Below are 13,577 nucleotides of genomic sequence, written 5' to 3'. Positions count from 1 at the left end.
TCTGATAATTTGGATCGAATGATTAATTTAATTTTTTGAGCCATTCGATTGGCTGCTCATTGGAATGCGTATCTGATTCCACTTCAGTGATTTCAATCTCAGCGCTGTGGACAGCGCGCTCACGAACTCGGGTGCGATCTACTACATCTCCTGCCAACTGACCACAAGCAGCCGCAATATCATCGCCACGGGTCTTACGTACAGTTGCTACCATTCCTGCATCTAACAAAATGCCAGCGAAAGTATTCACGCGCTGAGCAGAGGATCTTTTCAGACCAGACTCTGGGAAGGGATTAAACGGAATTAGATTAATTTTGCACTTGATGTTTTTCAATAAGCGCACCAATTCTTTAGCTTGAATATCAGAATCATTGACGCCATCAAGCATGCAATATTCAAAAGTTAAAAAATCTCTTGGGGCAAATGGCAAGTAACGCTCACAAGCGTCCAGCAATTCACGGAGGGGATACTTTTGATTGAGGGGTACTAATTGATCACGTAATGCGTCATTAGGAGCATGCAATGAAACTGCTAGTGCAACTGGGCAGTCTTGAGCTAAACGATCAATCATGGGCACAACACCCGATGTCGAAACTGTGACGCGACGACGCGATAAACCGTATGCCCTATCGTCTAACATCAAGCGTAATGCCGAAACCACATTGTCATAGTTGAGCAGTGGCTCGCCCATCCCCATCATCACTACATTAGAAATGACGCGACCAGTATGTTCCCAACCAGGCGTTGGGTATTTTTCGATTCTGCGAACTGCTTCAGGATCGTTGCGTAAAAGATGTTCAGCAAACCAGAGTTGTCCGATGATTTCACCAGAAGTGAGATTGCGCGAGAACCCTTGATGCCCGGTGGAGCAAAAACGGCAATTGACTGCGCAACCTGCCTGAGAGGAGATGCACAAGGTGCCTCGATCATCCTCAGGAATAAATACGGATTCAACCGCATTACCAGCGCCTACATCCAGCAACCACTTACGGGTTCCGTCTGCGGCGTGCTCATCTTTAATAATAGGAAGAGAAAGTACTTCTGCTTTGTCTAGCAAGGTAGCTCTAAAGCTTTTTGCTAAATCACTCATGTCATTAATGTTTGATACACCGCGTTGATGTATCCACTGCATGAGTTGCTTTGCCCTAAAGGGCTTTTCATTCAACCCCGCGACATACGCCGCCATTTGGTCAGCGTCAAAATCTAAGAGATTTACGCGCGGGGAGGTCAATGCGCCTACTTATAAAAGTTAGCTAATCAATTAATCAGTGATTAACGATTGAAAACATTCATACCAGGGAAGAAGAAAGCAACTTCCACAGCTGCTGTTTCAGGTGCGTCAGAACCATGAACAGCGTTTGCATCGATGCTCTCAGCAAAGTCTGCGCGGATTGTGCCTTTGTCTGCTTTCTTAGGATCGGTAGCGCCCATCAAATCACGGTTCTTAGCAATAGCGCCTTCGCCTTCTAGCACTTGAATCATGACAGGACCAGAGATCATGAAGCTCACCAAGTCTTTGAAGAAAGGACGATCTTTGTGAACGCCATAAAACTGCTCAGCTTCATTCTGTGACAAATGCGCCATTTTGGAAGCAACAATCTTCAAACCAGCTGATTCAAAACGGTCATAGATTTTGCCGATGACGTTTTTTGCGACAGCATCAGGTTTGATAATAGAAAGGGTGCGTTCAATTGCCATGCAAGACTCCAATAGTGATTTCAAAGGTATTTGTTGACTAGACTCTAAATCAGGCTAATTAGCCCCACCTAGCTCAACGACCCCCGAATTATACATTGCCCGACCGTATTTACCCCTATATAAGTAGGGCTAAGCCATTGAATTTACAGGGCATAAGCCCTTAATTTGTAGGTCTTTTCTGTGGGGACTTGAAATTTGAGCCTTTTGTCTATACTTAATGTCAACAGCCCTTCATGGGCTCTTGTAACAACTATGAAAAAGAAGGAGTCAATATGAGTGATCTGAACTCTTACGGCTTTGGCCAAACCGGCTCAATTAGCAATATCCAGGTACGTAACCGCGTACTCAGGAATACCTATGCCCTATTAGCACTATCTATGGTTCCAACAGTCATTGGAGCTTGGCTAGGAGTTGCTATGGGTCTCAACCTGTTCGCAGGTAGCCCATTTATTGGCTTTTTAGTATTCATGGCAGTTGCCTTTGGCTTCTTCTGGGCCATCGAAAAGAATAAAGACTCTGGCGTAGGTGTTCTCCTACTCCTAGGCTTTACCTTCTTCATGGGCATCATGATGTCCCGCCTAATTGGCTTCACGCTCAACAGCTACAGCAACGGCGCTACCCTCATCATGTTGTCCTTTGGTGGAACAGCTGCGATCTTTGCAACCATGGCTACTATTGCCACTGTAAGCAAGAGCGATTTTGCTGGCATGGGTAAATGGTTAATGGTCGGCGTATTGCTCTTGATCGTTGCCTCTCTTGCAAATATCTGGTTGCAGTTACCCGCTTTGATGTTGACTGTGATGGTTCTAGCGATTGCTATCTTCTCAGCCTTTATCTTGGTTGATGTCCAGCGTGTGATTAACGGTGGCGAAACCAACTACATCATGGCTACACTAGCTATCTACTTAGACGTTTATAACGTCTTCACCAACTTACTTGCTCTTTTGGGCATTTTCGGTGGCGACAGAGATTAAGCGTTAACCTTAACTTCAACACTTTGAGAATTTGAGTGTGTTGTTCTCATCAGGCGCCTGCGGGCGCCTTTTTATTTACCGCTTACCAATCGCCTGTTTGTAAAACTGAACTTTTAAAAATTAGTTCGCTACAAACATGCTTACCGCATAAGACAGTGCAATCAAGATTAATAAGATCGCAAAGCTATCCGAGGCTCTCATGATGCTCTCCAGTAATTCACATCGTTAACAGCATTACTTCACTGCACGATTCCAATCTACTCTTATATAAGACTGCTAATAATGGCTTTTGCACCGCAAATAGGCTAAATGCCCAAATTGAGGGCAAAATTCACCAAAAGTTGATGTAAATCAGGGATTTGGGAGGCGATTAAAGACCGCAATCGACTCAACATGGGAGGTATGCGGAAACATATTGATAATTCCTGCGCTACTCAATATGTAGCCTGCCTGATGACACAAGATTTCGACATCGCGAGCTAAAGTTTTGGGATTACAAGAGACATAAACGATGCGTTCTGGAAGTACATTGCTTTGCTGTAAATGCAATTGCGCAAGTGATTTACAAATCTCCATAGCGCCTTCACGCGGCGGATCCATTAACCAACGCTCTGCTTTTCCCCAGGATGCAATCGTCTCTGTTGTTACTTCAAACAAATCACTTTGCATAAAGCTTGCTTTATCAACCAAACCATTGTGAATAGCATTTGCTTTTGCTCTAGTTGTCAGACTCTCCAAACCTTCAATACCTAAAACTTGTTTTGCTTTTCGTGCAAGCGGTAATGTGAAATTACCGATGCCACAAAATAGATCAAGCACACGATCAGTCGGCTTAACTTCTAGCAAGCGAATCGCCCTACTCACTAACGCGCGATTCATCATGTGATTTACCTGCGTGAAATCAGCTGGTTTAAAGGGCATCTCAATCTCAAACTCAGGCAAGCGATAACAAAGCTTGCCTGTCTCAGGATAAAAAGGCGCTACTGTCTCTATACCTTTAGGCTGGAGCCAAATCCAAACATGATGACGATCCGCAAAATCACGCATGAGCCTCTCATCTTCTTTGCTTAAGGGTTGAAGATTGCGAAATACCAAAGCCGTAACGGGTTTTGATTTTCGAGGATCTTCGGATTGCGCATCCTCTGGCTCACCGACAGCGATTTCAATTTGCGGCATGCGATCGATGATCGATAAACCCATCACCAATGAGCGCATCTCTGGTAACAAATCAGATACATGCTTGGGCAAAATCTCGCAGGCGAGCATGTCAGCTACATAACCACTTTTACCCTCATGAAAACCAATTAATACAGTACCTTTTTTAATAGAGCGATTTACTGCGCTTAAACGCGCACGATGTCGATATTCCCAGGTTGGGCCGCCCATCGGTCGCAGAATTTCTTCTGGCTTTACTTTAGCAATATGCTGCAAGTCGTCTTCCAGTACGCGCTGCTTCATAGCCACTTGCGCACGTATATCTAGGTGCTGCATCGTGCAACCACCGCAGACACCAAAGGCTTTGCATTTTGGATCCGCCCTAAAGACTGCGGGCTTCAATATCTCGCGTACCTTGGCTTTACTAAAGCGAGCTTTATCACTAGTAATGGTATAGGTCACCGTCTCAGTTGGAAGCGCACCTTTGATGAAAATGACTTTACCGCTTTGGCCTTGCTCTAACTCTTCTGCATTTGAAGTTAAGCGAGCAATTCCTTGGGCGTCCAAATCTAAAGCTTCAACTTTGATTGGCTCAGCCACCTCAATATTGACTGGCTTATCCCCTCTACGCATCTGGTGCAAAACCTTGCAGATATTCTTGCCACTGAGCACCGTTAGGCTCTTTGGCTTCTTTTTCTAGATACGCTTTAACAAATTCGATTTCTTCCTGATACTCTTCATAAGAAAAGCCACCACGCAGTAATTGAAAACGGCAGTACATCAGATAAGTATTCACCACATCGGTTTCACAGTACCGACGAATGTCATTAATCTTGCCATCTTGGTATGCAGGCCATACTTGACTGCCATCCATCCCCATCTTGCCCGGAAAACCACAGAGCTTAGCTAGACCATCTAATGGTGCATTGGCTCGCCCATTAAATTTAGCCAGCAGATCCATCATGTCCAAATGTCGCATGTGATATCGACTAATGTAGTTGTTCCACTTAAATTCACGACTATCAGAATCTTGGCTCTCACCCATCTCCCAGTAACGTGGTGCTTGCACATGATTCGCTAGAGCACGGTAGTGGAGTACTGGTAAATCAAAACCACTACCGTTCCAAGAAACCAGTTGTGGTGTGTATTTTTCAATCAAATCAAAGAAGGTCTGAATGAGCACTTTCTCATCATCTTGTGGGGAGCCTAATGTACCTACTTTGATTTGTGGCAAGCCTTCTTTTGTGGTTCTGCGTATGACACAAGAGATGGCAACAATCTTTTGCAGAAATAAGGGCAGAAACTCACTACCCGTCTTTTCCGCACGCTCTGCCATGGCTTTAGTTGCCACCTCAGCATCGCTCATTGAATTCGGAAAATCTTCTAAACGACGTAAGCCCGCGACATCTGGAATTGTTTCAATATCAAATACGAGAACAGTGGCCATACGCGCTTACTGCAACACTACTGTAAATACGGTGTTGGATTGACTGGTTTACCGTTTACACGTAGTTCAAAATGTAACTTAGGTGATGTTGTATCCGTATCACCCATCTCAGCGATTCTTTGTCCTTTGCGAACACTATCACCCTCTTTCACCAAGAGTTTGCTGTTGTGTGCATAAGCAGTAAGGTAAGTGTTGTCATGCTTCACAATCACCAGATTGCCATAACCACGCAGACTATTACCGGCGTATACCACCTTGCCATCAGAAGCTGCCAGAACAGGTTCACCCACCTTGCCGGCAATATCGATCCCTTTATTGCTTTCACTAAATTCACTGGTAACCTTGCCTTTGGCAGGCCAAGACAAGCGAATGCCAGGCTCAGCCACCACCTCAGTCTTAGCGGGCTCAGGAGTTGATGGCGTGGATGATGTAGTTGGCTTATCAACTGGTGTCTTATCAGCCGCTTTTGCAGGTTTGCTTCCTGCAGGTGGCTTAATCAAAATTAAGTCGCCTACTTCAATAATATTTGGGTTGAAGTTTGGATTGGAGGCTTTATTCCAAGCAATGACATCTCTTGGCGCTTGTCCATTATCTAAAGCAATACGAGCCAAGGTATCGCCTTTTTTCACCCGATAGTAACCGGCAGGTGTTGGCTCAACAGAGCTAGCCGTACGATCAGTTACGCCAGCAGGCTTAGTGCGTGGCACAGAGCATCCCACAATCAACATCACAGATGCGGATAAGAATGCAATCAGGAAATGCTTAGCTAAAGTGTGTGACATCAAATTGGGTTCTGAATAGATATATACATCATAAAGTTCATACTACCCCTGATTGTAAGGGGACAAAAAAGACCCCGTCCAGCACTGTCCTTTGATAGCGCTGAGAACTCATTCTTTCCACCATAACAAGCTGTTGCTCTTTGTCATTTTTGGCAACTGGAGCAACCAAACGCCCACCAATTGCCAATTGATCCAGCAAAGCATCCGGAATACCCAAACCAGCTGCAGCTAAGATGATTCCATCAAATGGAGCCGCTTGTGGCAAACCCAAAATGCCATCACCATATATCAGGCGCAGATTATTAATCCGAAAAGGACGCAACTTGGCTCTAGCCATGTCATGTAATGGACGAATCCGTTCAATGGAGTAAACCTCTTCCGCCAATAAACTGAGTACCGCCGCTTGATATCCACATCCAGTGCCAATCTCCAAGACCTTACCTAATTTGTGCTTAGGCTTATGGAGCAATTCAATCATGCGCGCTACCACTGAAGGTTTAGAAATCGTTTGCTCATGACCAATTGGTAAAGCTGTATCTTCATAAGCTTGCGCATGCAATCCCGCATCCATAAATGCATGTCGCGGTACGGTGGCGATTGCCTCCAAAGTTTTACCGTGCTTCACACCACCAGCATGGACCTTTGCTGCTAGCGCCTGCCTATAGGCAGCAAAACGTTCTGTAGGCGCCTTCAACCGCGATCCCAACCATTCGCGCGCATGGCAGCCAAACGCGCATGGTGTGTTAAGTCCAATTGCATTGGGGTAATCGAAATACATCCTTCTGCAATCGCATGAAAGTCAGTACCCTCAGAGCCCTCTTTAACATCGCCAGCAGCACCAATCCAGTAGATCTTCTCGCCACGCGGGCTATCTTGCACTACTACTGGCTGGGAGTGATGACGATTACCAAGTCGTGTAACGCGCCAACGATAAAGGTCAGCATAAGGACGATTTGGAATATTGACATTGAGCAATGTAGCAGTACCTTCAGTACGGGCCAATGCCGAAACTAACATTTGCGCAACAACATCATGCGCTGCTTTAGCGGCATCTTCTATACGATTCCAGCCTCGATCGATTTGTGAGAATGCGATCCCAGGCACACCAAACATCACACCTTCAATAGCTGCAGCAACAGTACCCGAGTACAGGGTATCTTCACCCATGTTCTCGCCTTGATTAATTCCTGAAATCACTAAATCGGGTTTCTCATCCAGAAATCCTGTCATCGCAACGTGCACACAATCTGTTGGGGTGCCATTGATAAAGAAAAAACCATCACGCTCACCACCTGCTACTCGATGAATCGACAAGGGTCTTGAGAGCGTAAGGGAATTTGAGGCACCACTGTGATTTTGCTCTGGAGCAATCACTGTAATCCGCCCCAATGGGCGGACCGCATTGACTAGCGCCAATAAACCAGGAGCCAAATAGCCATCGTCATTGGATACCAAGATGTGGGGTTGACGATCACTCATGCGTAAGAATTCTTTCCTTGAACTATCGATTAAATATTACTGGCTGCAGTTAAAGCTCGACCTCTAAACCAACTGTAAATCACTGGCAAAACTAATAAGGTCAAAATAATAGTAGAAACCATGCCGCCCACAATGACCAAAGCTAGAGGTCGCTGCGCCTCAGAACCAATCGAATGAGATAAGGCCGCAGGCAAAAGGCCTAAACCAGCCAAAATTGCCGTCATTAATACTGGACGCACACGTAGTGCTGCACCATCTACCATGGTGTCTTTCATGGCTCCGTGTTCGGTGGCGGTCGTCTTATTAATGAAGGAAATCAAAATCACGCCATCCTGAATCGCGATACCGAAAAGAGAGAGGAAGCCAAAGAATGCCGAGATACTCAAGGTCTCGCCCGCAAGATGCAAAGCAATCACGCCTCCAATTGCGGCAAACGGCACATTAATCATCACAATGAATGCATCACGGAAATTACCAAACGCACTTACTAGCAATAAGAAGATTCCAGTTAAAGCCAATGGAACAATGACCATCAACTTTTTATGAGCCTGCTTCATTTGATTAAATTGGCCATCCCAGCTAATAGAGTAATTAGGAGGCAAGGTAATATTTTTTTCTACCAAATACTGGGCATCTTCAACCGCACTACCCAAGTCGCGATTACGCACGCTGAACTTAATTGCAATATAGCGCTTACCTGCTTCGCGATAAATAAAGAAAGGTCCGTCTGTTAGTTTCACGGTAGCAACCATCGATAATGGAATCTTGGTGTCATTTGGACCATCAACCAATAAATGACCAATATCCGCCACATCATTTCGGCTACCTTCATTTAAACGAATTGCAATTCCAAAGGTTTTTTCGTCTTCAAGCAAGTTGGTAACGGCCGCACCACCAATCGCATTGGCAACAACCGTCTGAATGTCATTCACATTAATTCCGTAACGAGAAGCGCGTTCACGATCAATTTGCACATTCAATGTGGGTTGTCCAAGTTCTTTTAGAACGCCCTCATCCGCTACGCCGCGAACTTTTTTAAGCTGCTCAACAACTTCATGCGCCTTCTGATCTAAGACATCCAAATCAGAGCCATAAATTTTGACTGAGTTCTCACCCTTTACGCCAGAAAGAGCCTCGTTAACGTTATCTTCAATGTATTGAGAGAAACTATAGGTAATCCCTGGAATGCTATTGAGCTCTTCTTCTAATTGCGCAATCAGCAACTTCTTAGACGACCCTGATGGCATTTTTTCTGGGCTCTTGAGATACAGACCATATTCTTGATTGAACACTCCAGTAGAGTCGGTGCCATCATCAGGACGACCAATCTGAACCGCTACGCGATCGATTTCAGGTTTAGTCATAAAGTTTTGACGCAACTGATTAGCGATCTTTATGGAGTAATCCAAATCCACTGTGTTTGGCAAAGTCACACGCAGCCAAATATTATTTTCCTCAAGAGTCGGCAAGAATGCCGTACCCAAACGAGTCATGCTCAATAAAGTGATGGCCAATACAAAAACAGTCACGGAGAAAACTGTTAATGGGCGATCCATCAACTTTCTGAGTAAAGGTTTATAGCCAGAAATCAACTTAGTGATAAATGCTGGTGGTTTATGGTGCAAGTTTTCACCAAAGACCAAAGAAACCATTGCCGGCAGGAAAGTCAGACTCAAGATCATGGCGGCAAGCAATGCGAAGCCCATCGTGAACGCCATTGGTCTAAAAATAATGCCCTCAACGCCACCCATGAAGAATAAGGGTGAATAAGCAACAATGATGATGCCAGTGGAATAAATCATGGCGCGTTGCACTTCACTGGTCGCCAAAATAATACTTTGGTTCAAGCGCTTACCGCCCTCTTCTAAATGGCGCATAACGTTTTCACAAAGAATCACCGCAGCATCTACGATCACGCCAAAGTCAATTGCACCCAATGAAATTAAGTTGGCGGGCACGCTCCATAAGTGCATCTGAATAAATGAGACGCACAAGGAAAGCGGAATAATAGCGGCCACCACCGCAGCTGCTCGCAGATTCCCCAAGAAGAGATACAGCACAACCAACACCAGCAAAATACCAATAAATAAGGTGTGCTTGACCGTACCAATCGTAATATCCAATAAAGCCTGACGATCATAGAAAGGCTTTACTTCAATGCCAGGTGGCAAGACATGCTTATTGATGTTCTCAATCGTATTACGAACTCGCGCCAATACTTCGGTAGCATTCTCACCGCGTCGTAGATAAATAATTCCCTCAACAGAATCTGGGTTGTCATTGAACTGAAACATACCCAAACGTGGCGCATTACCAATCTCTACTCTAGCCACATCGCCAATGCGAATAGGCACCCCATTATTGATAGTGATCACCACCTGCTTGATATCTTCAATGTTTTTAAGCAGGCCAACTCCGCGCACAACAAATTGCTGCTCGCCTGTTGGAAGCAAGCCACCACCAGCGTTGCTATTGGCATTGGTTAGCGCGTCAATTAACTGACTAACTGAAACGCCCTTTGCCTGCAAACTCTCCGGACTCACAATCACCTGATATTGACGAACCTTACCGCCAAAGGAAGAGACGTCCGCTACGCCAGGAGTTTGCTTAAGCTCTTTATAAATTTCATAGTTCTGTAAAGTTTTTAATTGCGTAGAAGATGCAAAGTCAGAACGCACTTCATAGCGCATGATTTCGCCGATAGCATCAGAGTCAGGACTAATGCTGGAGTTCACACCAGGCGGAAAATTCACGCCATTTAAGCTGCTAATAAAAATTTGACGCGCCTTAAATGGATCAGTTGTTTCTGTGAATTTCAGAGTAACAACAGAAAGACCAAATAAAGAGACGGAACGAAAGGCTTGCAAACCTGGAATACCCGCCAATGCATTTTCAACAGGAATGGTGACTTGTTGCTCTACCTCAGCAGTACTTCGACCAGGCCATTGAGAAATCGCTTGGATAGTTAATGGCGCCACACCTGGATATGGCTGAATCGGCAACTTACTAAGACTTAATACGCCAAGACCGAGCAACACGATCGAAGCAAAGATGACAAGCACGCGCTTCTCGACTACTCCTCGAATAAAGGAGGTAAAGATACTCAATTAATTCTCCTGCTTGGCAAAGCGATCGTTCAACAAAACAGCGCCTTGAGCCAAAATTTGCCAACCCTGCTCTACACCTTCGGTAATGGCAAAGCTCTTACTATTGAGGTCATAACCTTTCACTGGCACGCGACGATAAGATTCTGGACCAACCTTGATGATGGCATAGCGCGCCTCGCGCACCCGCACAATAGCAGTTTGCGGAACGACTACAGCATCCGCTTCACCTGTCGTCAATAAACCAGAGGCGAACATGTCTGGGCGCAATAGATCATCGGTATTTTCTACATCTGCACGAATCAATAAGGCTCGTGTCTGCGGATCAATTGTTGGCGCAATATAGTTTGCATACGCAATGAATTCTTTCTCGGGATAAGCCTCAAGAGTCAGAATCATTTTTTGCCCTTGCTTGATCATTCGAAAATCTTGTTCAAACACATTACCCAAGAACCAGAGATGCTTTGGATCAGCCAAAGTCGTAATTACATCACCTGCATTGACTGCAGAACCGGGCTCCACATTACGCTTAACCACAACACCCTTTAAAGGCGAACGCATAATTAAATTACTGGTGGTTTTGCCAGACGTTTCAATACTCTTGATATCGCCTTCACCCGCGCCCAAATTTCTCATTCGATTGGCAGCAGCTTGTTGAGTAATGCGAGCATCACCCAAAAGGTCACTCATGGTTTTACTTGATTCAAGAACCTGAGCTGTCTTAGAAGAGAGCAAATACTCTTGTTGGGCAGAAAGAAACTCGGGGCTATAGAGCTCTACCACTGGAGAACCAATCTCTACTTGCGCCCCGTCGAAAGCATAAATACGTTCCACGCGACCAGGAGCGCGTGCTGAAAGTACTTTGGACTTCTCGGCATTAAATGCTAGACGTCCAGGCACTTTGATGTTGACTGGAACTTGAACTTTTTCAGCTGTCTGAAATACATAAATCTCAGGATTGAGTTTTACGCCAGGAAGACTTAACTCCAGCACACCACTTTTTTGTATTTTTAATACTTTATCGGATGCTTCGATCTTCACATTACGGTTTACATTCGTAACGCGCCCCACGACGATACCCAAGGAGAGAATGGCAAATGCAAATGCGGCTAGACGCACGCGATAACGATTTTGTGGAGTTAAGTTCCAATACAAGCCAGCTAAACCAACAGCGGCAACCTTGGCATGATGAGCGCCATGCTCGGCACCTTTATGCAAAATGGGTTTTGCCTTTTCAGTGAGGCTCTTCAGAAACGAAAGAATTTTGTTGATCAAAACTGCTCCTTAAAAGGGTTCTTTGCCCGCTGAAACCATTAATACCGCTTGTGCCTGCAGCAAATTACTCTCAGCTTGGGCTAGAGCAATCTCTAAGTTACGCAATTGCGTTTGCGCAGTCAATAAATCATTGAAACCTTGCCCATTATTGGAGTACTGAGTCAAACCCACCTTATAGGCGGCATCTGCCTGTGGCACCTGACGCTCTTTTAAAAACTGAGTCTGATTTTTAGCTTGCTCGTAAGCGGCATAAGCTGTGTTGACTGCTAACACGATTTGCTGGCGATTAGAAATATTGCCAGCTTCCGCAGCCGCTTGATTACGCTGCGCCTGCTCTACTCCATACTTTTCTTTAGTAAAGAAGTACAAAGGAATAATAAGATCGAGCTCAAACTGATAAAACAGCGCACCATTATTCGCTGAAAATGGCCCACGTGGCGTATAAGACGAACCAATCACCTGAAAGTCTGGCAGATAGGCTTTCTTGGCCAGGTCAACCCCTTTACGAGCAGCATCTAATTGCAATGCCGAACTCTTGAGTGATGGATGACTAGTCTCAGCATAGTCTTCCAACTCAATTAGCGTTGGGACGCTACTCATAGCGCGCCGCACATCACCACGTAGTACTAATTTTTCTCTTGAGTGACGACCAACTAAGGTGTTGATGTTATTCAAAGCGACATTAAGCTGGCGCTCTAAATTAAATTGATCAGCTTGGGCCGCACTTTGCGCTACCTGCGCATTTAAAAACTCTACATAAGCAGCAGCGTTATTGGCATAACGCGCTTTTGCTACGTTCTTAATCATCTCCAAACGCACAACAGATTCTTTAAGAACTTGTAATTGCTTTTGCGCAGCCAATGCGTTGTAGTACAAGGTAGATAGCTGAGCACCCAATTGCAAATAGGTTGACTCCGAGGTTGCCAATAAAGCTTCTGCATTAGTGTCAGCAATATCGGCAGCTAGACTCTTCTTGCCAGGAAACTGAAACGCTTGCGTAACCGAAATCGAGTTGTTACTGCTAATGCCACCAGGGTATTGCGGGGTAGGCGCATTTGCACCACCCAAAGCAAAGGGAGAATTCACTGGCATACCTGACCACACTAATCCCACTTGGGGATTAGATGGCGCATTAATTTGTGGAACTGTTGCCTTGGCAGATAGATAGGACTCACGCAAAGAAGACAGTTGCGGATTGTTAATCTTAAGCTCATTCCAGAGCTGACGCAGATCCATCTCCGCAGGGCCCGATGAAACGGGCTTAGTAAAAATCTTTGGAGTGTTGGCCTTAGTGACTGGTGAAAATAATTCAGCCGTTTTAGAGTCGGGGGCCGCTTTGGCATCTTGCGCACCCAACTGCGCACCAATCGATGGCGGTACTGCTAAAGAATTTTCACCAGCTTGCACACTTACCGAAGCACTGTTAGCAGTAGATTGTGCAAACGATAAAACAGAAAAAGCGGAGGCACAAACAACAAAAGCGGCCAATGCAAATGGCGTCACGCTTTTGGGTGGTTTAGCTGCGCTAATTTTATGTCTGCCGAGAATCAACAAATGCGGCTGCCTCAAAATCAAAAAATGCTATTTTTTTAGCCCCTAATGCGGATTTAGATACTCTCTAGACCCATTTCAGGGGGTTTTATGGATTATAGGGGACAAAAGC

Annotated in this window: 10 protein-coding genes and 1 pseudogene; 1 reads left to right on the top strand and 10 read right to left on the bottom strand. The window is 45.2% G+C overall.

Annotated elements, in window-relative coordinates; all coding sequences use genetic code 11:
* Positions 1-22 precede the first annotated feature (22 nt).
* Both rlmN and ndk read right to left on the bottom strand, forming a co-directional pair.
* Positions 23-1,186, bottom strand: coding sequence for a 23S rRNA (adenine(2503)-C(2))-methyltransferase RlmN (gene rlmN, locus FD973_RS03800; RefSeq protein ID WP_251368864.1), 1,164 nt, complete (start codon positions 1,184-1,186; stop codon positions 23-25).
* 86 nt (positions 1,187-1,272) lie between these two features.
* Positions 1,273-1,698: a nucleoside-diphosphate kinase gene (ndk, locus tag FD973_RS03795; protein ID WP_215324297.1), complete on the bottom strand. Its 426-nt coding sequence runs from the start codon at positions 1,696-1,698 to the stop codon at positions 1,273-1,275.
* A 272-nt stretch (positions 1,699-1,970) separates the two neighbouring features.
* Here ndk and FD973_RS03790 point away from each other — a divergent pair, with 272 nt between their 5' ends.
* Positions 1,971-2,672, top strand: coding sequence for a Bax inhibitor-1 family protein (locus FD973_RS03790; protein WP_215324296.1), 702 nt, complete (start codon positions 1,971-1,973; stop codon positions 2,670-2,672).
* A 351-nt stretch (positions 2,673-3,023) separates the two neighbouring features.
* On the opposite strand, the gene rlmD is transcribed toward FD973_RS03790, so the two are convergent.
* The 8 genes and pseudogenes from rlmD to FD973_RS03750 form a co-directional block, all read right to left on the bottom strand.
* Positions 3,024-4,460: a 23S rRNA (uracil(1939)-C(5))-methyltransferase RlmD gene (gene rlmD / locus FD973_RS03785; RefSeq protein ID WP_215324701.1), complete on the bottom strand. Its 1,437-nt coding sequence runs from the start codon at positions 4,458-4,460 to the stop codon at positions 3,024-3,026.
* Positions 4,453-5,274: a 3'-5' exonuclease gene (locus FD973_RS03780; RefSeq protein WP_215324295.1), complete on the bottom strand. Its 822-nt coding sequence runs from the start codon at positions 5,272-5,274 to the stop codon at positions 4,453-4,455. The genes rlmD and FD973_RS03780 overlap by 8 nt, the downstream gene beginning before the upstream one ends.
* Positions 5,275-5,291: 17 nt before the next feature.
* On the bottom strand, positions 5,292-6,056 hold the full coding sequence (locus FD973_RS03775; protein ID WP_215324294.1) for a peptidoglycan DD-metalloendopeptidase family protein: 765 nt from the start codon (positions 6,054-6,056) through the stop codon (positions 5,292-5,294).
* A gap of 37 nt (positions 6,057-6,093) precedes the next feature.
* Positions 6,094-6,717 (bottom strand): annotated as a pseudogene (locus tag FD973_RS03770) (protein-L-isoaspartate(D-aspartate) O-methyltransferase); the annotation flags it as partial.
* 29 nt (positions 6,718-6,746) lie between these two features.
* A complete protein-coding gene (surE, locus tag FD973_RS03765) occupies positions 6,747-7,535 on the bottom strand; it encodes a 5'/3'-nucleotidase SurE (RefSeq protein WP_215324292.1) in 789 nt (262 codons plus the stop codon).
* A gap of 29 nt (positions 7,536-7,564) precedes the next feature.
* Positions 7,565-10,642 carry an efflux RND transporter permease subunit gene (locus tag FD973_RS03760; RefSeq protein ID WP_371816870.1) on the bottom strand — a complete coding sequence of 1,026 codons (3,078 nt, stop codon included), beginning with the start codon at positions 10,640-10,642 and terminating at the stop codon, positions 7,565-7,567.
* Positions 10,643-11,914 (bottom strand): efflux RND transporter periplasmic adaptor subunit, encoded by a 1,272-nt coding sequence (locus FD973_RS03755; RefSeq protein WP_251368833.1) that lies wholly within the window; start codon positions 11,912-11,914, stop codon positions 10,643-10,645. It lies immediately after the preceding gene.
* 9 nt (positions 11,915-11,923) lie between these two features.
* Entirely contained in the window at positions 11,924-13,417 is a 1,494-nt protein-coding gene (locus tag FD973_RS03750) for a TolC family protein (protein WP_251368832.1), read from the bottom strand.
* Between the last annotated feature and the right edge of the window lie 160 nt (positions 13,418-13,577).

Source organism: Polynucleobacter sp. MWH-Braz-FAM2G (assembly GCF_018687635.1).
Classification (GTDB): Bacteria; Pseudomonadota; Gammaproteobacteria; order Burkholderiales; family Burkholderiaceae; genus Polynucleobacter.
This window is presented reverse-complemented; position numbering and strand designations above follow the sequence as displayed.

What these genes read in the sequence shown, in the direction of transcription:
- surE (WP_215324292.1), bottom strand. Translation starts at nt 7,535, where the DNA reads ATGAGTGATCGTCAACCCCACATCTTGGTATCCAATGACGATGGCTAT.
- FD973_RS03780 (WP_215324295.1), bottom strand. Translation starts at nt 5,274, where the DNA reads ATGGCCACTGTTCTCGTATTTGATATTGAAACAATTCCAGATGTCGCG.
- ndk (WP_215324297.1), bottom strand. Translation starts at nt 1,698, where the DNA reads ATGGCAATTGAACGCACCCTTTCTATTATCAAACCTGATGCTGTCGCA.
- rlmD (WP_215324701.1), bottom strand. Translation starts at nt 4,460, where the DNA reads ATGCGTAGAGGGGATAAGCCAGTCAATATTGAGGTGGCTGAGCCAATC.
- FD973_RS03790 (WP_215324296.1), top strand. Translation starts at nt 1,971, where the DNA reads ATGAGTGATCTGAACTCTTACGGCTTTGGCCAAACCGGCTCAATTAGC.
- rlmN (WP_251368864.1), bottom strand. Translation starts at nt 1,186, where the DNA reads ATGGCGGCGTATGTCGCGGGGTTGAATGAAAAGCCCTTTAGGGCAAAG.
- FD973_RS03775 (WP_215324294.1), bottom strand. Translation starts at nt 6,056, where the DNA reads ATGTCACACACTTTAGCTAAGCATTTCCTGATTGCATTCTTATCCGCA.